Genomic DNA, 21,745 nt, shown 5'->3' with positions numbered 1-21,745 from the left:
GAAAACGCCTATTGTCCCCCGCTGAGCGTTCCTTCGTCGTCGAGCAGAGCGCCGCCTTACCGCCGCGGGACCAGATACGGGGCGAGCGTGGACAGCTTTTCGCAGGTTTCCTCGAACTCGCGCTCGGGTTCGGATGCCTCGATGATCCCGGCGCCCGCGCGCAGCCACGTCCGGTCGTCGTACTCGTAGGCGGCCCGCAGGGTCAGCGCCGCGTCCAACCCGCCGTCCGCCGAAACCATGACGACCGCACCGGAATACAGGCCGCGGGGCCCTTCATCGAGCCGCAGGATCGCCTCGACGCCGGACGCCTTCGGGATGCCCGACGCGGTGACCGCCGGGAACAGGGCTTCCAGCGCGTCCATCCGGTCGCGGGCGGCGGCCAGCCTGCCGGTGACGGTGGAGCCCAGGTGTTGCACGCTCCCCCGCTCCCGCACTGTCATGAAGTCGGCGACGACCGCGGTGCCGGGCTCGGCGATCTCGGTCATTTCCTGTAGCGAGCTGCGCACCGAAATGGCATGCTCCACAATCTCTTTGGAGTTGGACTCCAGGTCCTCACGGGCCCGCCGGTCGTGCGCGGCGCCCCGGCCGAGCGCGCGGGTGCCGGCCAGGGGCTCGGTCACCACGACCCCGTCGTGCCGGACGGCCGCCACGAGTTCGGGGCTGTAGCCCACGGCGCGTATCCCGCCGAGCCGCAACAAGAACGACCGGACCGGCGTGTTGTGGCGGCGCCCCAGCCGGTAGGTGGCCGGGAAGTCGAGCGCGAAAGGCACCGCGACGCAACGGGACAAGATCACCTTGTGGTAGCGGCCCGACGCGATCTCGGTCACGGCGACCGCCACCCGCTCGCGATAGCCGGACGGGTCGGCGGTGACATCGACCGCGCGGGGGTCGCCCGCCCCGCGCAGGCCGCCGTCCAATAGGTCGCGGACCGCCTCCCGGTGGCCCGCCGCCGCGCCGAAGATCCGCACCCCCTCGCCGGACACCACGACGCGGGTGCGCGGCCAAAACAGCCGCGCCAACGGGGTTCGCGGCGCCAACCGCTCCTGTAGGCCGTAGCGGTAGACCCCGAATTCGAAGGCGACCCAGCCGAAGAGCTGGTCGGTTTCCAGCAGCAGCCGGTCGACGGCCTCGGCCAGGACCGGCGCTGGCCGGCCCGACCACCGCTGCCGCTCGGTCGCGCCGTCGCGGATCAACCGCAGCTCGTCGCTGTCGAGTTCGACCATCGCGAGGACCCCGCTGGCCAGCACCCATCGGCCGTCGCGCTCGTAGAGCAGGTACTCCTCGCCGAGCCGCTCGGGCAGCGCCCAGGCCAGCTCGGCGGCCACGTCGGCCGGACGGATGCCGGAAGGCAAGGGGATCGGCGGCGACGCCGTGCCGATGGGACTCGTCTCGACGCTGACCTCGGTCACGAAGTAAATGTAGCCTAACCTATGAAGCCGCGCGCGACCCCTCCCGCCCGCGGCGCGTCCCCGCCGGTTGCCCGCGGCGCCGGAGAGGAGGTTCGCGCGCCGCGAAACGGCCGTTCGGCCCGGTGGGCGCGGCGTTAACACAACTTTTACGACCGGCTTTTTCGGCGTGCTCCAGCTAACAATTTGCCGTGCACCCGCGATGACGCCCGACACCCTGTTCGCGGCGCCAGGCTTTCGGGTTTGTGAGAATCCTGGGAGCCCCCGGCTACGGATTGCCCGGGATTTCCAGCACCGAGGGCGCCGGCCGGGCGCTGGCGACTCGTCTCAGGCGTCGCGAAACCCTCACGGGTTGCAGGTCTTCGGTGTGAGGTCCGGTCCCGTCGACCCGCCGGCGGGCGCCCGACGATTGGGGCGGCGGCCACGGTCGCCCGCCGGGCGACACGCCACTTTCCAGTCAACACACAGAATAATCACAGTGGATTCACGCCAATCCCCGCTCAATGGCCCTACCTGCACCGCTGTGACCACGCGCTTTAGCAAAACCGGCCCGATGGGCCGCACACGCCCAAACCTGGGGATTGTGGGCCGCTTCCGAGTGGCGACGCCGTAATCGCGGGGCTAAATTTCTGCACGGTCTGGGGATGTTGGTGGTTAGGCCCGGTCACGGGCGGTGCTTCCCTTGATCACCGCATCAATTAGAGAGGCGCCCATGCTGCAAGAGTTTTGGCACAACTTCACGCACAACCTGTTCAAGCCGCTTCTTCTCTTTTTCTACTTCGGGTTCCTGATCCCGATCCTCAAGGTGCGGTTTGAATTCCCCTATGTGATTTACCAGGGCCTGACGATGTACCTGCTGCTGGCCATCGGCTGGCACGGCGGTGAAGAGCTCGCCACGATCCGACCCGACGAGGTCGGCAACATCGTCGGCTTCGTGGTGTTGGGCTTCCTGTTGAACATCACCCTCGGATTCCTGGCCTACTTCCTGCTGGGCCGGTTGACCTCCATGCGGCGCGTCGACAAGGCGACCGTCGCCGGTTACTACGGGTCGGACTCGGCGGGGACGTTCGCCACCTGCGTGGCCGTGCTGGCCGCCATCGGGATGGCGTTCAACGCCTACATGCCGGTGATGCTGGCCGTCATGGAGGTCCCGGGCTGCCTGGTGGCGCTGTACCTGGTGGCGCGGCTGCGCCACCGCGGCCTCGACGAGGCGGGCTACATGCCCGACGAGGCCGGCTACACGCCGCCGGTCCGGGTGGGGGTGGGCCCCGGCACCGCCGCGCGCCCCCCGCACGGCGGCAGCCTGGAGGCCGAGAACGACCGGGGCCTCGAGCAGGAGCTCGAACTCTCGATGGAAAAGCTCGAGCATCCCAACTGGGAGCCCGACCAGAGCCCGGCGATCGGCAAGGCCAAGCGGATGCCGCTGTTTTCTCGGGAGCTGCTGCAGGAGGTCTTCCTCAACCCCGGTCTCGTCCTGCTCTTCGGCGGCATCCTGATCGGCCTGATCAGCGGGCTGCAGGGCCAGAAGGTCGTTGCCGACGACGACAAGTTCTTCGTGCTGGCCTTCCAGGGTGTGCTGTGCCTGTTCCTGCTCGAGATGGGAATGACCGCGTCGCGCAAGCTGCGGGACCTGCGATCGGCCGGTCCGGGCTTCATCTTCTTCGGGCTGCTCGCGCCGAACATCTTCGCCCCGCTGGGGATGCTCGTCGCCCACTGCTACGCCTACCTCACCCACACCGACTTCAAGCCGGGCACCTACGTCCTGTTCGCGGTGCTGTGCGGCGCGGCGTCCTACATCGCCGTCCCGGCGGTCCAGCGGCTGGCCATCCCCGAAGCCAGCCCCACCCTGCCGTTGGCGGCATCGCTCGGCCTGACGTTCTCCTACAACGTCACCATCGGCATCCCGCTCTACGTCGAGATCAATCGCTTGATCGGGCACTGGTTCACCTAAGGACGTTTCGCCCTGGCGACGACGGCGGCGCGGTGTAAAGCACCGCGCCGCTCTCAATTCGCCCGCCGAGGAAACGATATTGTTAAGCATGCGTTAATGCGTTGATTCAGCCAGGAAAACTCCTCGTGTCGCTTTCCCCGCGGCCGGACCGAATTCCCGCGAGGCGCCGATGCTTCAGGGGTTCTGGCAAAACTTCACGCACAATTTCACAAGCCGCCGCTGCTTTTTTGATTTCGGATTTATCGAAGATTACGGCTGCGTCGGCGCTGGTTTCCGGAGCTACTAGTCCAGCAGCGCCCGCACCACCCCGTCGGCGAGCAGCCGCCCGCGTGCGGTGAGCACCAATCGGTCGCCGTCGGGAACCAACAACCCGTCGGCGACGGCGCCCTCGGCGCGTTCGCGTTCGGCCTCGCCCAGCAGCTCGAGCGGAAGGCCGCGACGCAGGCGGATCTTCAACAGCACGTCCTCGGTGTGGCGGGCTTCGGCGTCGAGCTGCTCGAAACCGGCCACCGGCAGCGCACCGCCGGCCAACGCCTGGGCATAAGCGTTGGGATGCTTGACGTTCCACCAGCGCGTGACGCCGACGAAGCCGTGCGCGCCCGGGCCCGCACCCCACCACTGCCCGCCGTCCCAGTAGCCGAGGTTGTGCCGGCACTCACCTCCCGGCCGCGACCAGTTGGACACCTCGTACCACGTCAGGCCCGCCGCCGAGAGCCGCTCGTCGACCAATTCGTAGCGGCGCGCCAGCACGTCCTCGTCGGGAGCGGACAGTTCGCCGCGCCGGACCCGGCGGGCCAGCGCCGTGCCCTCCTCGACGACCAGGGCGTAGGCGGAGACGTGGTCGACGCCGGTCTCGACCGCCGTGTCGACCGACCGCAGCAGGTCGTCGTCGGACTCCCCGGGGGTTCCGTAGATCAAGTCCAGGCTGACGTGGTCGAATCCCGCGGCCAGCGCCTCGCGGGCCGCGGCGGCCGACCGGTTCGGGGTGTGGATCCGGTCGAGGACCCCCAGCACGTGCGGGACCACCGACTGCATGCCCAGCGACACGCGCGTGTATCCGGCGTCCCGGATCGCCGCGAAGAAGTCCGGCCACGCCGACTCGGGGTTGGCTTCGGTGGTGACCTCGGCGCCGGGCGCCAGCGTGAAGTGCTCGCGCACCATGCTCAGCAGCCCGGCCACCCGCTCGCCGCCCAGCAGAGACGGGGTGCCCCCGCCGACGAACACGGTGGCCACGGTCGGTCCGCCCAGCCGCGCGGCCGCCAGCTCGAGCTCCGAGCCCAGCGCGCTCAGCCAGGCGTCGGGGTTGACGCCGCCCAGCTCGGCCGGCGTGTAGGTGTTGAAATCGCAGTAGCCGCAGCGCGTGATGCAGAACGGGACGTGCACGTACAAACCGAACGGCTGCCCGGGGCCCGGCTGTACGGCGGGCAGGTCGACCGGGGCCTCGCGAAGGGGCATGCCAAATGATCCCACGCCGGCCGGTCCGCCCTTCCCAGGCAATTCCCGGCTTTGTCAACCTGATAACCCAGGATTGCCGCCTAGTTTTGCTCATCGTGAGAGCAAATTTGACCTGGTGGCGTAGTTGGGCGGCATTCATGGCACAATGGGGCCCGTGATCGCCGCCCAGCCCAGCTCGCGCATCGCCCTCGTGGCGCGGCGGCACATCGATCTCAAGCGTGTCTGCAGCTGTTGCTGTCTGCCTTGATGTCGTAGACCGCCCCCTGTACGTCCAGGCGCCGGATCTGCGCCGCCGAAATAAAACCGGTGAGCCGCGCGTCCAAGCCTGCAACGTTCGCGAAGAGGAGAACCTTCAAAAATGACCACAGCCCGTCCCGCTAGGGCGCAAAGCAAGGCCCGCAGCGAGGGTCAGTGGGCGCTGGGAGATCGTGAGCCGCTCAACCCCAACGAAGAGATGAAGCAGGCCGGCGCCCCGCTCGACGTGCGCGAACGCATCGAAACCGTTTACGCCAAGGCCGGATTCGACAGCATCGAGAAATCCGATCTGCGTGGGCGCTTCCGCTGGTGGGGGCTCTACACCCAGCGCGAGCAGGGTTACGACGGCTCCTTCACCGGCGACGACAACGCCGACTTGCTCGAGGCCAGGTACTTCATGATGCGGGTGCGCTGCGACGGCGGCGCCCTGACCACCGACGCGCTGCGCACGCTGGGCCAGCTGTCCACCGAGTTCGCCCGCGACACCGCCGACATCTCCGACCGACAAAACCTGCAGATGCACTGGATCGAAATCGAGAACGTCCCGGAGATCTGGCGGCGTCTGGACGAGGTGGGGCTGCAGACCGCCGAGGCGTGCGGCGACTGCCCCCGCGTCATCCTGGGTTCGCCGCTGGCCGGCGAGTCGCTCGACGAGGTGCTCGACCCCACCTGGGCGCTCGAGGAGATCGTGCGGCGCTACATCGGCAAGCCCGACTTCGCCGACCTGCCGCGCAAGTACAAGACCGCGATCTCGGGCCTGCAGGACGTCGCGCACGAGATCAACGACGTCGCGTTCATCGGGGTCAACCACCCCGAGCACGGGCCCGGCCTGGACCTGTGGGTCGGCGGCGGCCTGTCCACCAACCCGATGCTGGCGCAGCGCCTCGGCGCCTGGGTTCCGCTGCACGAGGTGCCCGAGGTGTGGGCGGGGGTGACGTCGATATTCCGCGACTACGGCTACCGCCGGCTGCGCTCCAAGGCGCGGCTGAAGTTCCTGGTCAAGGACTGGGGCGTGGAAAAATTCAGGGAAGTCCTCGAAACCGAGTACCTCAAGCGCCCCCTGATCGACGGCCCGGCCCCCGAGCCCGTCAAGCACCCCATCGACCACGTCGGCGTGCAGCGGCTCAAAAACGGGCTCAACGCCCTGGGGGTTTCCCCGATCGCCGGCCGGGTTTCGGGCACCATCCTCTCGGCGGTCGCCGAACTCGCCGCGCAGGCCGGTTCGAACCGGATCCGGTTCACCCCCTACCAAAAGCTGGTCATCCTCGACGTGCCCGACGCCGCGCTCGACGATCTGATCGCCGGAGTCGAGGCGCTGGGCCTGCAGTCGCGGCCGTCGCAGTGGCGTCGAAACCTCATGGCATGCACGGGAATCGAGTTTTGCAAGCTGTCGTTCGCCGAAACCCGTGGCCGCGCACAGGAATTGGTGCCCGAACTGGAACGCCGGCTCGAGGACATCAACGCGGGCCTGGACGTGCCGATCACCGTCAACATCAACGGCTGCCCGAACTCGTGCGCGCGAATTCAGGTGGCCGACATCGGGTTCAAGGGGCAGATGGTCGACGACGGCCACGGCGGATCCGTCGAGGGCTTCCAGGTGCATCTGGGCGGCAGCCTCGGCCTGGACAGTGGCTTCGGCCGAAAGTTGCGCCAGCACAAGGTCACCAGCGACGAGCTGGGTGACTACGTCGAACGGGTGGTCCGCAATTTCGTCAAACACCGCTCCGACGGGGAACGATTCGCCCAGTGGGTCGTCCGCGCCGACGAAGGTGACCTGCGATGAGCCAAGAAACGACCAAGCCGACCGAGGCCGAACTGCGCGAGCTGGCCGCCCGCGGCGCCGCGGAACTCGAGGGCGCCAGCGCCACCGAGCTGCTGCGGTGGACCGAGGAGAACTTCGGCGGCGTCAACGGACCGCGCGGCTGGGCGACGTGCAACTACGTGGTGGCCTCGAACATGCAGGACGCCGTGCTGGTGGACCTGGCCGCCAAGGTGCGCCCGGGCGTGCCGGTTCTGTTCTTGGACACCGGATATCACTTCGTCGAGACCATCGGCACCCGCGACGCCGTGGAGTCGGTGTACGACGTGCGGGTCCTCAACATCACTCCCGAGCACACCGTCGCCCAGCAGGACGAGCTGCTGGGCAAGGACCTGTTCGCCCGTGACCCCGGCGAATGCTGCCGGCTGCGCAAGGTCGCCCCGCTGCGCAAGGCGCTGCGCGGCTACTCCGCCTGGGTCACCGGGCTGCGCAGGGTGGAGGCGCCCACGCGGGCCAACGCGCCGCTCATCAGCTTCGACGAGGCGTTCAAGCTGGTGAAGGTCAACCCGTTGGCGGCGTGGACCGACGAGGACATGCAGAACTACATCGCCGAGAACGATGTGTTGGTCAATCCCCTTGTGTACGAGGGCTATCCGTCGATCGGCTGCGCCCCTTGCACCGCCAAGCCCGCCGCGGGCGCCGACCCGCGCAGCGGGCGCTGGCAGGGCCTGGCCAAGACGGAATGCGGGTTGCACGCTTCGTGAACCACGCGCCGGCGACGATGCAGAACGCAGCGATGAGCAGGAGCGGCGCCATCATGCTGCTGCTGACCGCTCACGGGAGCAGGGATCCACGGTCGGCGGCCAATGCGCGGGCCGTCGCGGGGCAGGTGGCGCACCTGAAGCCGGGCCTCGACGTGCGGCTGGCGTTCTGCGAGCACAACGCGCCGAAACTGGTCGACGTGCTCGACGGCCTGACCGGTGCGGCGGTGGTGACCCCGTTGCTGCTGGCGAACGCTTACCACGCGCGCATCGACATACCCGCGCAGATCGCGCGGACCGGGGCGGATGTCGTCCAAGCCGACGTCCTCGGCGAAGACCCTCGGCTGATCTCGCTACTGCGGCAGCGGATCACGGAAGCAGGCGTGTCCCGGCTCGACGACCGGGTGGGCGTGCTCGTCGCGGCGATCGGGTCATCCGACCTGCTGGCCAACGCCCGCACCCGGCAGGTGGCGCCCCAGCTGTTGACCGGCACGAACTGGGTGGGCGCGACGACGGCCTTCGTGACCCGACCGGGACCGTCGCTGGCGGAGGCCGCCGGCCGGTTGCGCCGACAAGGCGCGCGCCGGGTGGTCGTCGCCCCGTGGTTCCTGGCCCCCGGGCTGCTACCGGACCGGGTACGGCGTTTCGCCGACGGCGCCGGCCTCGCGCTGGCCGAACCGTTGGGTGCGCACCGACTGGTCGCCGAGACGGTGCTAAGCCGCTTCGATCAGGCGCGAAGCACGCTGGGACGGGCCGCGGCATAGGCGGCCAGCTGGGCCGCCGGCGGCCTCGACGGCGAGGCCGTGCTTGGGCTTCGGCCAGCCCGCCAGGGCCGGGCCGGCGATCGCGTGCAGTTCTTTACGGACGGCACCGCTGCGGGCCTGGATCGAAATGCCTTGGCAGACGGCGCTAATCCAGCGAGCCAGGAACAGGGTGTCCAGGACGCGCAGTTCACCCGCGGCCGCATCGTGAAACTCGGCCGGTCCGGCCGCATTTCCGGCCAGCAGGCGGCCATCCGGGTGCAACCGCGCCCGCGAGGTCGGGTCCAGTACACTTCGTGGCTTGAACACGCCCCGGACCGCAGCCCTGCTCGGCGCGCTGGTGGTGTGGCTGGCAGCGTGTAGCGGCAACCACCCGCCCGCGGCGCCTGCGGCGGGCCCGTGCCAGATCGTGCCCAACGGCGTGCCCGCATCCCAAATGCCTTCGGCCGCAGCACCTTCGGCGGGCAGCCCCGAGATGGCGACCGGGTACCGCAGCGACATGGCCGTCGTGCGGACGGCGCACTACGCGGTGGCCACCGCCAATCCCCTGTCCACGCGGGCGGCCTGCCAGGTCTTGCGTGACGGCGGAACGGCCGCCGACGCGATGGTGGCGGCCCAGGCCGTCCTGGGTCTCGTCGAACCGCAGTCGTCGGGCATCGGCGGAGGCGGCTTCGCGCTCTACTACGACGCCCGCGCCGGGTCGGTGCAGGCCTACGACGGCCGCGAAACCGCCCCGGCCGCGGCGACCGAGAACTACCTGCGCTGGATCGGCGACGCCGGCCCCGCCGCCCCCAAACCCAATGCGCGGGCATCGGGACGATCGATCGGGGTTCCCGGGGTCCTCCGCCTGCTCGAGCTGGTCCACAACGACCACGGGGGCAAGCCCTGGCGCGACCTCTTTGGTTTCGCGCAGGCGTTGGCGGACAACGGTTTCGACATCAGCCCACGCCTCGCCGCCGCGATCGCCGACTCGGCGGCGCAACTGCGCGCCGACCCGCAGGCGCGCGGCTACTTCCTCAGCCCCGACGGTGGCGCCAAGGCCGCGGGAACGCACCTGACGAACCCCGCCTATGCAAAGACCTTGTCCGCCATCGCCTCCGGCGGTGTCAACGCCTTCTACACCGGCGAGATCGCGCGCGACATCGTCGCCGCGGCGCGCGACACCTCGGGCGGCCGCACGCCGAGCCTGATCACCGACGCGGACCTGGCGGGTTACGCCGCCAAGAAACGCGACCCGCTCTGCGCGACGTATCGCGGCCGCCAGGTCTGCGGCATGCCACCGCCGTTGTCGGGCGGCATCGCGGTCGCCGCCACGCTGGGCGTCCTCGAGCACTTCCCGATGCGCGACTACCCGCCCACCCGCGTCGACCGCAACGGCGGTCGACCCAATGTGATGGGAGCCCATCTGGTTTCGGAGGCGGAGCGGCTGGCCTACGCCGACCGTGACAGGTACGTCGGCGACCCCGATTTCGTCGGGCAGCCGGGCGGATCGCTCACCGCGTTGATCGATCCCGGCTATCTGGCCGGGCGCGTCCCGCTGATCTCGCCGGGGCGCAGCATGGGCACCGCCAAGCCGGGAGACTTCGGCGCGCCGACCGGCGCGGCCCCGCCCGGGACGGAGCACGGCACCAGCCACGTCAGCGTCGTCGATTCCTACGGCAACGCGGCCGCGTTCACCACCACCGTCGAGTCGGCGTTCGGTTCGTTCCACATGGTCGACGGGTTCGTCCTCAACAATCAGCTCACCGATTTCGCCACCGACCCCCGCGCGGCCGACGGATCGCCGGTGGCCAACCGCGTCCAGCCGGGCAAACGGCCGCGCAGCTCGATGGCGCCGACGTTGGTGTTCGATGCCGCGCCGGCCGGCCGCGGCCCGCTGTACGCGGTCACCGGTTCACCGGGCGGCTCCACCATCATTCAGTTCGTCGTGAAAACCCTTGTTGCCCTGCTGGATTGGGGCCTGGACCCGCAGCAGGCGGTGTCCCTGCTCGACTTCGGTGCCGACAACTCACCGGCTACCAACGTCGGCGGCGAGGATCCCGAGATCGACACCTCCGACGACGGCGACCACGACCCGCTGGTGGCCGGCCTGCGCGCGCTGGGCCACCAGGTCAACCTGGCCGCCCAGTCCAGCGGCCTTTCGGCGATCACCCGAAGCTCGCCCGACTGGGCCGGCGGCGCCGACCCGCGCCGCGAGGGCGCCGTCATGGGCGACACTAGGTGAGTCACGCCGACGTCAGCGTGCTCTGATCTTCGTCGGCGCCGCCGCGGGCGATCACGTTGTGGCCGGGCAGCGGCGGCACCCGGGTGGCGCGCACGTACACCGTGTCGCCGTCGCGCAGGGCCAGCGCCTCGGCGTCGCCGCGGGTGATCTGGGCCGTGAAGGGGTTGCCGGTGGCCGCGCTGGTGAGCTCGACGCGGACCTCGAAGCCGAGCGCCACCACCCGGTCCACGGTGGCGCGCACCACCCCGATGGACTCGGCGGTGCCGTCCCCGCCGGCCACGGCCATGTCGGGCTTGCGGCCGACCCGGATGTCGTGGGGGCGGACCAGCGCGCCGTTCAGCTCGGACACGGCGCCGAGGAACGACATCACGAACGTGCTCGCGGGCGAGTCGTACACCTCGGTCGGGGATCCGACCTGCTCGATGCGGCCCTTGTTGAGCACCGCGATCCGGTCGGCGACGTCGAGCGCCTCTTGCTGGTCGTGGGTGACCAGCACCGTGGTGACGTGGACCTCGTCGTGCAGGCGCCGCAACCACGCGCGCAGGTCCTCGCGAACCTTGGCGTCCAGCGCGCCGAAGGGCTCGTCGAGCAGCAGCACCTGCGGGTCGACGGCCAGCGCCCGCGCCAGCGCCATGCGCTGGCGTTGACCCCCGGAGAGCTGGTTGGGGCACCGGGTCTGAAAACCGCTGAGCCCCACCACCTCCAGCAGGTTGTCGACCTTCTCCTTGATCTCGGCCTTGGGGCGCTTGCGGATCTTCAGCCCGTAGGCCACGTTGTCGCGAACGGTCATGTGCTTGAACGCGGCATAGTGCTGGAACACGAACCCGATGCCGCGGCGCTGCGGCGGCACCCGGGTGACGTCGCGGCCGTTGATCGTCACGGTCCCGCTGTCGGGCTGGTCCAGGCCGGCGATGGCGCGCAACAGGGTGGACTTGCCCGAACCGCTGGGTCCCAGCAGCGCGGTCAGCGATCCGGTGGGCACGGCGAAGTCGACGTGGTCCAGTGCGACGAAGTCGCCGTAGCGCTTGTACGCGTCGCGCACCACGATCGCCGGCTCGCGCTCTGTTCCGTTACCGCTCATATACGAGTCTCCTTTGTCGGGCTTACCTGGTCGCCCGTGCCCGGCGCACGTCGAGAACCACCTGGAAGATCAGGACCAGCACGGCAACCCCCATCAGCAAAGTCGACAGCGCGTAGGCGCCGTACTCGGCGCCGCGGTTGTACCGGTCCGAGACAAGCAAAGTCAGCGTCTGCGACTTACCCGGCAGGTTGGACGACACGATGATCACCGCCCCGTATTCGCCCAGGGTGCGCGCGACGGTCAGCACGATGCCGTACGTCAAACCCCACCGGATGGACGGCAGCGTGATCCGCCAAAACGTCTGCCACCAACCCGAGCCCAGGGTGGCCGCGGCCTCCTCCTGGTCGGTTCCCAGCTCGTGCAGCACCGGCTCGACTTCGCGGACCACGAACGGCAGTGTGACGAAGATGCTGGCCAGCACGATGCCGGGCAGACCGAAGATGATCTTGAACCCGAGGTCTCTCTCGACGAACCCGAACGCACCCGCCGCCCCCCACAGCAGGATCAGCGCCACGCCCACGATGACCGGTGACACGGCGAACGGCAGGTCGATGACCGCCTGCAGCACCCCCTTGCCACGAAACCGGTTGCGCGCCAGCACCAGCGCGGTCGGGATGCCGAAGATCACGTTGAGCGGCACCACGATGGCCACCACCAGCAGCGTCAGGTCCAGCGCCGACTGCGCCGCCGGCGTGCTCACCCAGTCGAAGAACTGGCCGAACCCGGGCCGGAAGGTGCGCCACAGGATCAGCGACACCGGGACGATGAGCAGCCCGAAGATGTACGCCAGCGCGACGACTCGGATGAGATACCGGGAAGTGGGCGACGCGGCCGTCATGACGCCAACTCCTGACGCTTGGCCGCACGCCCTCCCACGATCCGCAGGGCGAACAGCACGAGGAACGAGATTGCCAGCAGCACAATGGATATCGCCGCCGCGCCGGTGCGGTCGTCGTTCTCGATCAGCGTGCGTATCCACTGCGAGGACACTTCCGTCTTGCCCGGCACCGCACCCCCGATCAGCACCACCGAACCGAACTCGCCGATCGCGCGCGAAAATGCCAGCCCCGCACCGGATAACAACGCCGGCGTCAGCGACGGCAACACCACCGAGGTGAAGATCTTCGGGCCGCTGGCGCCCAGCGACGCCGCGGCTTCCTCGGTCTCGCGGTCGATTTCGAGCAGCACGGGCTGAACGGCGCGCACCACGAACGGCAGCGTGACGAAGGCCAGCGCCACGGCCACGCCCCAGGCGGTGTGCTGCAGGTGAAGGCCCACCGGGCTGTGGTTGCCGTACAAAGCCAGCATCACCAGGCTCGCCACGATCGTCGGCAACGCGAACGGCAGGTCGATGATCGCGTCGACGAGCCGTTTGCCGACGAAGTCGTCGCGCACCAGCATCCAGGCGATCAGCAGGCCGAAGACCAGGTTGACGATCGTGACGCCGGCCGAAATCGTCAGCGTCACACGGAACGACTCCAGCGCGGCGTTCGACGTGACGGCGAGCCAGAAGGCGTGCCAGCCCCCGCCCGCGGCCTGCCACGCGATGGCCGCCAGCGGCAGCAGCACGATCACCGAAAGCCACAGCGTGGCCACCCCGACCCGGAGGGACGTGGTGCCCGAACCACGCGAGCCGCGGCGCCATCCCGATGGCCGCTTTGCGGCGTCATCGTCGAGCGCGGGCGGGATCGCCTCGGGGTCCGGGGTAATCAGCGTCGTCATCCGGTGGCCTGCGTGTAGATCTTGGTGATGCTGCCGGTGTTCTTGTCGAACAGCTGCGGGTCGGCCACCGCCCACCCGCCGAGGTCGGCGATCGTCCACAGCTTGGCCGGCACCGGATAGGTGCGCCGGAAATCGGCGGCGACCGCGGGGTCGACGGGCCGAAAGCCGGCCTGCGCCCACACCGTCTGCGCCGCGGCGGTGTATTGGAAATTCTTGAAAGCCACGGCGGCGTCCAGGTGCTGGCTGGTCGTCACCACGGCCAACGGATTGTCGATCTTGAACGTCTGCGGCGGGTTGACGTGCTCGACGGGCTTGCCCGCGCGTTCGGTGGCGATCGCCTCGTTTTCGTAGCTGATTAGCACGTCGCCGCTGCCCTGCACGAAGACATCGGTGGCTTCCCTGCCGGACCCGGGACGCAGTTTGACGTGTTCGCGCACCAACTTGCCGATGAAGTCGACCCCGGCCTGGCTGTTGGTGCCGCCTTCGCTCTTGACGGCGTACGGGGCGAGCAGATTCCACTTGGCCGAACCCGAACTCAGCGGGCTGGGGGTGATCACCTCGACGCCGGGCCGCAACAGGTCGTCCCAGTCCCTGATGTTTTTCGGATTACCCTTGCGCACCACCAGCGTGACCACCGACCCGAACGGGATTCCCTTGGTGGCGTCGGCGTTCCAGTCCTTGGAGACCTTGCCGGCCTTGACCAACCGCGTGACGTCCGGCTCGACCGAGAAGTTCACGACATCGGCCGGCTTGCCGTCGACGACGCCGCGGGACTGGTCACCCGAGGCGCCGTACGACGTGATCACCTGCACGCCCTTGCCCTCGTCGGAGGCGTTGAAGGCGGGGATCACCTTGCTCCACCCCGGTTCTGGGACCGAGTAGGCCACCAGCGTGATGCTCGCGTGGGCGTTGGAAAGCCCACCGCCGCCGACCACGTCGCTGGGCCCACCGTGACACGCGGCGACGACGCCGACGATCAGTGCGAGCGACCCGACACGCAGGGCACGCCGCCGGCGCGGCGCGCTGCCGATGTCGTTGAGCATTGCTGGCCTTTCAGTGCGGGATGAGCGGTCTGTTCCCGTTGCTTCGGACCAGGATGGGAAGGCGGCTAAAACGTGAGGAATTCACGACTCCATACCAGACCGCGCACGGGGCTTGGGAGTCAGCGACAACAGTGCACGACGACAGAGCATTCCACGACGCCCGACGCCACCTGCATGCCGCGAAGCCTAACAGGAATTCGCTGGCCCGCCACCGCAAGGCGTCGGGCGGGCCGTCAGTGCGCCAGCAGCCACGCGACGATCACCAGCACGACGAGCGAGACCAGAATCAGCGTCACGTGTGAGCGGGGCATGCGCGCTACCCGGGCGCCCCGTCGGCGCGCCGGACGCGCCGCATCAACCGGATCCCCTGGCCCAGCAGGGTGTCGAGCGCCGCGGCCGCGAGGTAGGCCACCACGAGAACGACGGGCATCACCACCATGGCCTGCAGCACGAAGGCGAGCCCGGACAGCCACAGCTCGTTGCCGTCCCACCAGTTCAGGAACCCGTTCATCGCGCCCACCCTATTCGCCCCGACACCGCAAAACCAATGTGTCAAGATCAGCGTATGGCCCCCGAATCGGACCGCACGACCTGTCTGGTCGCCGGCGGTGGGCCGGCCGGCATGATCCTGGGCCTGCTGTTGGCCCGCGCCGGGGTCTCGGTCACGGTGATGGAAAAACATCCCGACTTCCTGCGCGATTTCCGGGGTGACACCGTGCACGCGAGCACCCTGCGGCTGCTGGACGAGCTCGGCCTGGGGGCGCGGTTCGCCCAGCTTCCGCATCGCCTCGTCGACGCCGTGCGCATGGAAATCCAGAACGCACCGGTCAGCCTCGACCTGACCCGCCTGCCGGGCCCGCACCAGCACATCGCCCTGGTGCCGCAGTGGGACTTCCTGGAACTCGTGGCCACCGCCGCCGAGGCCGAGCCCACGTTCAGGCTGCTGCGCAGCACCGAAGTCCTCGGGGTGATTCGCGAGGGCGACCGGGTCGTGGGTGTGACGTACCGCGACCCGGCGGGCCGGACGAACGAAATGCGCGCCGAACTGACGGTGGCCTGCGACGGCCGCTCGTCGACGGTGCGCTCGGCGCTGGGTCTGAAACCGCGCAGCTTCGGCGCGCCGATGGACGTCTGGTGGTTGCGGCTTCCGCGGCGGCAAGACGATCCGAGCGGGCTGGCCGGCGTGCTGCGGGCCGGGCACGCGACGATCATGATCGACCGCGGCGACTACTACCAGATCGCCTACATCATCCCCAAGGGCACCGACGCCGATCTGCGCGCCCAAGGCATCGAGGCGCTGCGCCGGGCGCTGGTCGGCATGGTGCCCTGGATCGCCGACCGGGTCGAGGGGCTGACGTCGTTCGACGACGTGAAACTGCTTGACGTGCAACTCGATCGGCTGCCCCGCTGGTATTCCGGCGGTGCGCTGTGCATCGGCGACGCGGCGCACGCGATGTCGCCGGTCGGCGGCGTGGGCATCAACCTTGCGGTGGCGGACGCGGTGGCCGCGGCCCGAATCCTGGCCGGCCCGTTGCGCGCGGGGCGGGTGTCTGACCGGCAGCTGGCCCGGGTGCAGCTGCGCCGGTGGGCGCCGACGGCCGTCGTGCAGGCGGCGCAACGGATGATCCACGCCAAGGTCATCGCGGCCGCCGTCGGCGGCGGGGAATCGAAACCGCCGCGCGGCGTGCTGTTGGTGGGCCGGACGCCCGCGTTGCGGCGCTTCATCGGCTACCTGGTGGCGATCGGCCCGCTGCCCGAACACGCGCCCGCGTTCGCCAAACGGAGCGGGTGACCCGCGACACCTAGCGCGAAAAATGGACGCGGGCCTGCCCGACAGTCGATGATGTCGACATGGTTTTGCACGCCGAACCCGCCGATCAGCCCAGCAACGGCGCCGCCGAGCAAGGCTTCGAATCGGTGCCGGACGCCGTCCTGGCGCCGATCGATTTCAACGCCCCCGGGCCCCTCGCGCCCACCGAGTCGCTGCGAAACCCGTTCCCGCCCATCGCCGACTACGCGTTCCTGTCTGACTGGGAGACGACCTGCCTGATTTCGCCGGCGGGATCGGTGGAATGGCTGTGCGTGCCCCGGCCGGACTCCCCGAGCGTGTTCGGCGCGATCCTGGACCGCAGCGCCGGCCACTTCCGGCTCGGCCCCTACGGCGTGTCGGTGCCGTCGGCCCGCCGCTACCTTCCCGGCAGCCTGATCATGGAGACCACCTGGCAGACGCCCACGGGGTGGCTGATCGTGCGCGACGCGCTGGTGATGGGCCCGTGGCACGACACCGAGCGCCGGTCGCGGACCCATCGCCGCACCCCGATGGACTGGGACGCCGAGCACATCCTGCTGCGCACCGTGCGCTGCGTCAGCGGCACCGTCGAGCTGATGATGAGCTGCGAGCCGGCGTTCGACTACCACCGCGTCGGGGCCACCTGGGAGTACTCGGCCAACGCGTACGGCGAGGCCATCGCCCGCGCCAGCCGCCAGCCGGACGCCCATCCCACGCTGCGGCTGACCACCAACCTGCGGATCGGCCTGGAGGGTCGGGAGGCCCGCGCGCGGACCCGGATGAAGGAGGGCGACGACGTGTTCGTCGCCCTGAGCTGGACCAAACACCCGGCGCCGCAGACGTACGAAGAGGCCGCCGACAAGATGTGGCAGACCACCGAGTGCTGGCGGCAGTGGATCAACATCGGGAACTTCCCGGATCACCCGTGGCGGGCCTACCTGCAGCGCAGCGCGCTCACGCTCAAGGGGTTGACGTACTCCCCCACCGGCGCGCTGCTGGCCGCCAGCACCACGTCGCTGCCCGAAACCCCGCAGGGCGAGCGCAACTGGGACTACCGCTACGCGTGGGTGCGCGACTCGACGTTCGCGTTGTGGGGGCTCTACACGCTGGGGCTGGACCGCGAGGCCGACGACTTCTTCGCGTTCATCGCCGACGTCTCCGGCGCCAACAGCAACGAGCGCCACCCGCTGCAGGTGATGTACGGCGTCGGGGGCGAGCGCAGCCTGGTCGAGGAAGAGCTGCACCACCTGTCCGGCTACGACCACGCCCGCCCGGTGCGGATCGGCAACGGCGCCTACGACCAGGTCCAGCACGACATCTGGGGCTCGATCCTGGACTCGTTCTACCTGCACGCCAAGTCGCGCGAGCAAATCCCCGAAACCCTGTGGCCGGTGCTGAAGAAGCAGGTGGAAGAGGCGATCAAGCACTGGCGCGAGCCGGACCGCGGAATCTGGGAGGTGCGCGGGGAGCCGCAACACTTCACGTCATCGAAGGTGATGTGCTGGGTGGCGCTGGACCGCGGGGCCAAGCTGGCCGAGCGGCAGGGCGAAAAGAGCTACGCCCAGCAGTGGCGCGCCATCGCCGACGAGATCAAGGCCGACATCCTGGAGCACGGCGTCGACTCGCGCGGGGTGTTCGTCCAGCGCTACGGCAGCGACGCGCTGGACGCCTCGCTGCTGCTGGTGGTGCTGACCCGGTTCCTGCCGCCGGACGACCCGCGGGTGCGCAACACCGTGCTGGCGATCGCCAACGAGCTCACCGAGGAGGGCCTGGTGCTGCGGTACCGGGTCGAGCAGACCGACGACGGCCTGTCCGGCGAGGAGGGCACGTTCACGATCTGCTCGTTCTGGCTGGTGTCCGCCCTGGTCGAGATCGGCGAGGTGGGCCGCGCCAAGCGGCTGTGCGAGCGGCTGCTGTCCTACGCCAGCCCGCTGCACCTCTACGCCGAGGAGATCGAGCCGCGCACCGGCCGGCACCTGGGCAACTTCCCGCAGGCGTTCACCCACCTGGCGCTGATCAACGCGGTGGTCCATGTGATCCGCGCCGAGGAGGAGGCCGACGGCTCCGGCTCGTTCCAGCCGGCCAACGCGCCCGTGTAGGGGACGCGTCAGCCCAGCGCGTTGACCTTGTCCATCATCGCGTGCGCGACGTCGAGGGCGCTGGCGTTGACGTCGGCCGATCCCGGGTCCGAGGGGCGTCGCCCGCCGAAGAACACGACCTGAACCTCGACGAGGCAGTTCTGCTGCACCCCGAGGGCGCGCGCTTGCGGGGTGGGCCGCAGGGGTGGCATGTTCGGCAACACCGACGTCGCCGTATTGGTCGCGGCCACAGTCGAATTGGCGACCCGGACGTCGCTGATCGCGTTCGTCGTGCTGATCGGGCCGTTTTGTTCGGTCGTCGTCATGCCGTTGCACTGCTGCCACTGCTGCGCGAATTTCGTGAATTGCGCCTGCGCTTGCTCGGCCGACGGCAGTGCGACGACGCCCTCGATCACGCTGATCACCTGGGCCGGTTCGCCGTTGTTCCACCACGATTCCGACGCGAAGTCGCGCACCCCGGCGCCGGCATAGACGCTCTGCTGCAGCATCGCCGTCACGCCCAGGCAGTCGCCCGGGGGCAGCGAGGTGTAGAGCTTCTCCGGGCCGCCGAAGTCGCCCGGCTTGCGGGATACGAACGGCTGGTTGAGCATTCGCGACAGGGCGGCGCCGTCGAGCAGCACCTGTCGGACGGTGGCGCCGGCAAGCGGCCGCGGCTTGATGTTGGGCGCCGGCTTGGCCGTGCCCTCGACGACGACGCCACAGCCGGCCGCCAGCGCGGCGACCAGGGCCAGCGCCGCGACCCGTCCTGCTTGTGGCATGGCTACTTCTTGCCTGACGAGCTCGACTTGTCCCCGGCGGCGTCGGTGGACAGCGCGGCGACGAACGCCTCCTGGGGGACCTCGACGCGCCCGATCGTCTTCATCCGCTTCTTGCCTTCCTTCTGCTTTTCCAGAAGCTTGCGCTTGCGGGTGATGTCACCGCCGTAGCACTTGGACAGCACGTCCTTGCGGATCGCCCGAATGTTCTCCCGCGCAATGATTTTCGAGCCGATGGCCGCCTGCACCGGCACCTCGAACTGCTGGCGCGGGATCAGCTCCTTGAGCTTGGTGGTCATTTTGTTGCCGTAGGCGAAGGCCGAATCCTTGTGCACGATCGCGCTGAACGCGTCGACGGCCTCGCCCTGCAGCAGGATGTCGACCTTGACCAGCTGGGCCTCCTGCTCGCCGGCCTCCTCGTAGTCCAGGCTGGCGTAGCCGCGGGTGCGCGACTTCAGCGAGTCGAAGAAGTCGAAGATGATCTCGCCGAGCGGCATGGTGTAGCGCAGCTCCACCCGCTCGGGCGACAGGTAGTCCATGCCGCCCAGCTCGCCGCGGCGCGACTGGCAGAGCTCCATGATGGTGCCGATGAATTCGCTGGGCGCGATGATGGTGGTCTTGACGACGGGCTCGTAGACGGTGCGGATCTTGCCTTCGGGCCAGTCCGACGGGTTGGTCACCCGGATCTCGGCGCCGTCCTCTTTGATCACCCGGTACACGACGTTCGGCGACGTCGAGATCAGGTCCAGGTCGAACTCGCGCTCCAGGCGCTCACGGGTGATCTCCATGTGCAGCAAACCCAGAAAGCCGCACCGGAAACCGAAGCCCAGCGCCACCGACGTTTCCGGCTCGTAGGTCAGGGCGGCGTCGTTGAGCCGCAGCTTGTCCAGGGCGTCGCGCAGGTCCGGGTAGTCCGAGCCGTCGACGGGATACAGGCCCGAGTACACCATCGGCTTGGGTTCGCGGTAGCCCGTCAGCGCCTCGGTGGCGCCGTGCCGCGCCGTGGTCACGGTGTCGCCGACCTTGGACTGGCGGACGTCCTTGACGCCGGTGATCAGGTAGCCGACCTCCCCCACGCCCAGCCCCTCACTGGGCTTGGGCTCGGGCGAGACGATGCCGACCTCGAGCAGCTCGTGGGTGGCGCCGGTCGACATCATCGCGATGCGTTCGCGGGGGCTGATCTTGCCGTCCACCACCCGGACGTAGGTCACCACGCCGCGGTAGATGTCGTAGACCGAGTCGAAGATCATCGCGCGGGTGGGGGCGTCGGCGTCGCCCTGCGGGGGCGGCACCTCGCGCACCACGTGGTCGAGCAGGTCGGCCACGCCCTCGCCGGTCTTGCCCGACACCCGCAGCACGTCGCCGGGCTCGCAGCCGATGATGTGGGCGATCTCCCCGGCGTAGCGGTCCGGGTCGGCGGCCGGCAGGTCGATCTTGTTGAGCACCGGGATGATGTGCAGGTCGCGGTCCAGCGCCAGGTACAGGTTGGCCAGCGTCTGGGCCTCGATGCCCTGGGCGGCGTCGACCAACAGGATCGCGCCCTCGCAGGCCTCCAGCGCGCGCGACACCTCGTAGGTGAAGTCGACGTGCCCCGGGGTGTCGATGAGGTGCAGCACGTATTCTTTTCCGGCGTCGGTGCCGCCCGATACCTTCCAGGGCAGCCGCACGTTCTGTGCCTTGATCGTGATGCCGCGCTCCCGCTCGATGTCCATGCGGTCCAGGTACTGGGCGCGCATCGAGCGCTCGTCGACCACCCCGGTCAGTTGCAGCATCCGGTCGGCCAGCGTCGACTTGCCGTGGTCGATGTGGGCAATGATGCAGAAATTCCTGATCTGCGCCGGCGGGGTGAAGGTCTTGTCGGCGAAACTGCTGATGGGAATCTCCTGATGGACCGGTTCTGCGCCCGCCAGACGGGCCGTTCGAGGGTAGGTCCAGCGTATCTACGCGTGGCGGCCCGGACACAATTGGCGCGGTTATCCTCCGAATATGGCGTCTGCGCGGAAGTCTCAGTGGAAGACGTTCCAGCGGTTCGCGGAAAACCTGGTGTTCGATCGGGCCCCGCGGCTGGTGCGGCACGTGCAAAACTCGCACAGCGTGCTGCGCGACCTGCAGCAGGCCGTGAAGATCACGGCGAACGTCATCGCCGCCGTCGCGCCGCCCCCGCCCGCCGAGATCACCGCGGGCCGGCCGGTGACCAGCACCAGCTTCCCGACCGCCCAGCGGGCCCGCAAGCTCGTCTACGCTCCGGACCTCGACGGCCGGGCCGATCCCGGCGAGATCGTATGGACCTGGGTGGCCTACGAGGACGACCCCACCCGCGGCAAGGACCGGCCCGTCCTCGTGGTGGGCCGGGACCGCCGCGTGCTGCTGGGGTTGATGGTGTCCAGCCAGGAGCGCCACGCGGGCGACCGGGACTGGGTCGGGATCGGTTCGGGCGCCTGGGATTACGAGGGCCGGCAAAGCTGGGTCCGGCTGGACCGGGTGCTCGACGTGCCCGAGGAGGGCATTCGGCACGAGGGCGCGATCCTGGATCCCGAGGTGTTCGAGGCGGTGGCCGCGCGGCTGCGCGCCGATTACGCCTGGAGCTGAGCCCCGCCGCGCTTTAGCTGTACTCGGCCAGGACGTTGGTAGCAGGCGTGTCGGCTTGATGTGAGGAGAACCCCCGGGTGGGGTGTGGCGTGTCG

At 69.3% G+C, this 21,745-nt stretch carries 18 protein-coding genes and 1 pseudogene; 9 read left to right on the top strand and 10 right to left on the bottom strand.

The genetic code is table 11. The features are described from left to right. Positions 1 to 56: 56 nt before the first annotated feature. Positions 57 to 1,409 (bottom strand): salicylate synthase, encoded by a 1,353-nt coding sequence (locus AWC19_RS21165; RefSeq protein ID WP_085079966.1) that lies wholly within the window; start codon positions 1,407 to 1,409, stop codon positions 57 to 59. Between the two features lie 709 nt (positions 1,410 to 2,118). Between AWC19_RS21165 and AWC19_RS21160 the strand changes: the two genes are divergently transcribed. Next, the gene (locus AWC19_RS21160; RefSeq protein ID WP_085079964.1) at positions 2,119 to 3,357 is read left to right on the top strand and encodes a sodium-dependent bicarbonate transport family permease; all 1,239 of its coding nucleotides are present in this window, start codon (positions 2,119 to 2,121) and stop codon (positions 3,355 to 3,357) included. Positions 3,358 to 3,639: 282 nt separating this feature from the next. Here the strand turns inward: AWC19_RS21160 and hemW are convergent, their stop codons facing one another. Beyond that, positions 3,640 to 4,812, bottom strand: coding sequence for a radical SAM family heme chaperone HemW (hemW, locus tag AWC19_RS21155; RefSeq protein ID WP_085079963.1), 1,173 nt, complete (start codon positions 4,810 to 4,812; stop codon positions 3,640 to 3,642). Positions 4,813 to 4,957: 145 nt separating this feature from the next. Between hemW and AWC19_RS31655 the strand changes: the two genes are divergently transcribed. The 4 genes from AWC19_RS31655 to AWC19_RS21135 all read left to right on the top strand — a co-directional run bounded on the left by AWC19_RS31655 (position 4,958) and on the right by AWC19_RS21135 (position 8,351). Further along, positions 4,958 to 5,059, top strand: a complete 102-nt coding sequence (locus AWC19_RS31655; protein ID WP_372508556.1) for an Ms4527A family Cys-rich leader peptide — start codon at positions 4,958 to 4,960, stop codon at positions 5,057 to 5,059. A gap of 111 nt (positions 5,060 to 5,170) precedes the next feature. After that, on the top strand, positions 5,171 to 6,850 hold the full coding sequence (locus AWC19_RS21145; RefSeq protein ID WP_085079961.1) for a nitrite/sulfite reductase: 1,680 nt from the start codon (positions 5,171 to 5,173) through the stop codon (positions 6,848 to 6,850). Then, positions 6,847 to 7,590 carry a phosphoadenylyl-sulfate reductase gene (locus tag AWC19_RS21140; protein ID WP_085079959.1) on the top strand — a complete coding sequence of 248 codons (744 nt, stop codon included), beginning with the start codon at positions 6,847 to 6,849 and terminating at the stop codon, positions 7,588 to 7,590. The genes AWC19_RS21145 and AWC19_RS21140 overlap by 4 nt, the downstream gene beginning before the upstream one ends. Positions 7,591 to 7,622: 32 nt before the next feature. Next, positions 7,623 to 8,351, top strand: coding sequence for a sirohydrochlorin chelatase (locus AWC19_RS21135; RefSeq protein WP_372508557.1), 729 nt, complete (start codon positions 7,623 to 7,625; stop codon positions 8,349 to 8,351). Here the strand turns inward: AWC19_RS21135 and AWC19_RS31650 are convergent. Continuing rightward, a complete protein-coding gene (locus AWC19_RS31650; RefSeq protein WP_372508558.1) occupies positions 8,301 to 8,657 on the bottom strand; it encodes a hypothetical protein in 357 nt (118 codons plus the stop codon). The two genes, AWC19_RS21135 and AWC19_RS31650, sit on opposite strands and share 51 nt — an antisense overlap. Here AWC19_RS31650 and AWC19_RS21125 point away from each other — a divergent pair. Beyond that, on the top strand, positions 8,650 to 10,572 hold the full coding sequence (locus AWC19_RS21125) for a gamma-glutamyltransferase family protein (protein ID WP_211284971.1): 1,923 nt from the start codon (positions 8,650 to 8,652) through the stop codon (positions 10,570 to 10,572). The genes AWC19_RS31650 and AWC19_RS21125 overlap by 8 nt on opposite strands. A gap of 1 nt (position 10,573) precedes the next feature. Here AWC19_RS21125 and AWC19_RS21120 read toward each other — a convergent pair whose 3' ends face one another. The 5 genes from AWC19_RS21120 to AWC19_RS21100 form a co-directional block, all read right to left on the bottom strand. After that, positions 10,574 to 11,653 carry a sulfate/molybdate ABC transporter ATP-binding protein gene (locus tag AWC19_RS21120; protein ID WP_085079956.1) on the bottom strand — a complete coding sequence of 360 codons (1,080 nt, stop codon included), beginning with the start codon at positions 11,651 to 11,653 and terminating at the stop codon, positions 10,574 to 10,576. Between the two features lie 22 nt (positions 11,654 to 11,675). Beyond that, on the bottom strand, positions 11,676 to 12,491 hold the full coding sequence (gene cysW, locus AWC19_RS21115; protein WP_085079955.1) for a sulfate ABC transporter permease subunit CysW: 816 nt from the start codon (positions 12,489 to 12,491) through the stop codon (positions 11,676 to 11,678). Continuing rightward, a complete protein-coding gene (cysT, locus tag AWC19_RS21110; protein WP_085079953.1) occupies positions 12,488 to 13,375 on the bottom strand; it encodes a sulfate ABC transporter permease subunit CysT in 888 nt (295 codons plus the stop codon). Before cysT ends, cysW begins: the two co-directional genes overlap by 4 nt. Next, positions 13,372 to 14,418 (bottom strand): sulfate ABC transporter substrate-binding protein, encoded by a 1,047-nt coding sequence (locus AWC19_RS21105; RefSeq protein ID WP_085079952.1) that lies wholly within the window; start codon positions 14,416 to 14,418, stop codon positions 13,372 to 13,374. Before AWC19_RS21105 ends, cysT begins: the two co-directional genes overlap by 4 nt. 316 nt (positions 14,419 to 14,734) lie before the next feature. Then, positions 14,735 to 14,929, bottom strand: coding sequence for a hypothetical protein (locus tag AWC19_RS21100; RefSeq protein ID WP_085079950.1), 195 nt, complete (start codon positions 14,927 to 14,929; stop codon positions 14,735 to 14,737). 54 nt (positions 14,930 to 14,983) lie between these two features. Between AWC19_RS21100 and AWC19_RS21095 the strand changes: the two genes are divergently transcribed. Both AWC19_RS21095 and AWC19_RS21090 read left to right on the top strand, forming a co-directional pair. After that, a complete protein-coding gene (locus tag AWC19_RS21095) occupies positions 14,984 to 16,210 on the top strand; it encodes an FAD-dependent oxidoreductase (protein WP_085079948.1) in 1,227 nt (408 codons plus the stop codon). A 59-nt stretch (positions 16,211 to 16,269) separates the two neighbouring features. Beyond that, on the top strand, positions 16,270 to 18,306 hold the full coding sequence (locus AWC19_RS21090) for a glycoside hydrolase family 15 protein (RefSeq protein WP_085079947.1): 2,037 nt from the start codon (positions 16,270 to 16,272) through the stop codon (positions 18,304 to 18,306). An 8-nt stretch (positions 18,307 to 18,314) separates the two neighbouring features. On the opposite strand, the gene AWC19_RS21085 is transcribed toward AWC19_RS21090, so the two are convergent. Both AWC19_RS21085 and lepA read right to left on the bottom strand, forming a co-directional pair. Next, positions 18,315 to 19,064 (bottom strand): sensor domain-containing protein, encoded by a 750-nt coding sequence (locus AWC19_RS21085; protein WP_085079945.1) that lies wholly within the window; start codon positions 19,062 to 19,064, stop codon positions 18,315 to 18,317. Between the two features lie 2 nt (positions 19,065 to 19,066). Further along, positions 19,067 to 21,071, bottom strand: a pseudogene (gene lepA, locus AWC19_RS21080) (translation elongation factor 4). Between lepA and AWC19_RS21075 the strand changes: the two are divergent. Beyond that, positions 21,048 to 21,650, top strand: a complete 603-nt coding sequence (locus AWC19_RS21075; RefSeq protein ID WP_085079942.1) for a type II toxin-antitoxin system PemK/MazF family toxin — start codon at positions 21,048 to 21,050, stop codon at positions 21,648 to 21,650. The pseudogene lepA and the gene AWC19_RS21075 overlap by 24 nt on opposite strands. Positions 21,651 to 21,745: the final 95 nt, after the last annotated feature.

Origin of the sequence: Mycobacterium palustre (assembly GCF_002101785.1) — a bacterium.
GTDB classification, from domain to species: domain Bacteria; phylum Actinomycetota; class Actinomycetes; order Mycobacteriales; family Mycobacteriaceae; genus Mycobacterium; species Mycobacterium palustre.
Note: the sequence above shows the minus strand (reverse complement) of the source record. Positions and strands in the feature narration are given on the sequence as shown.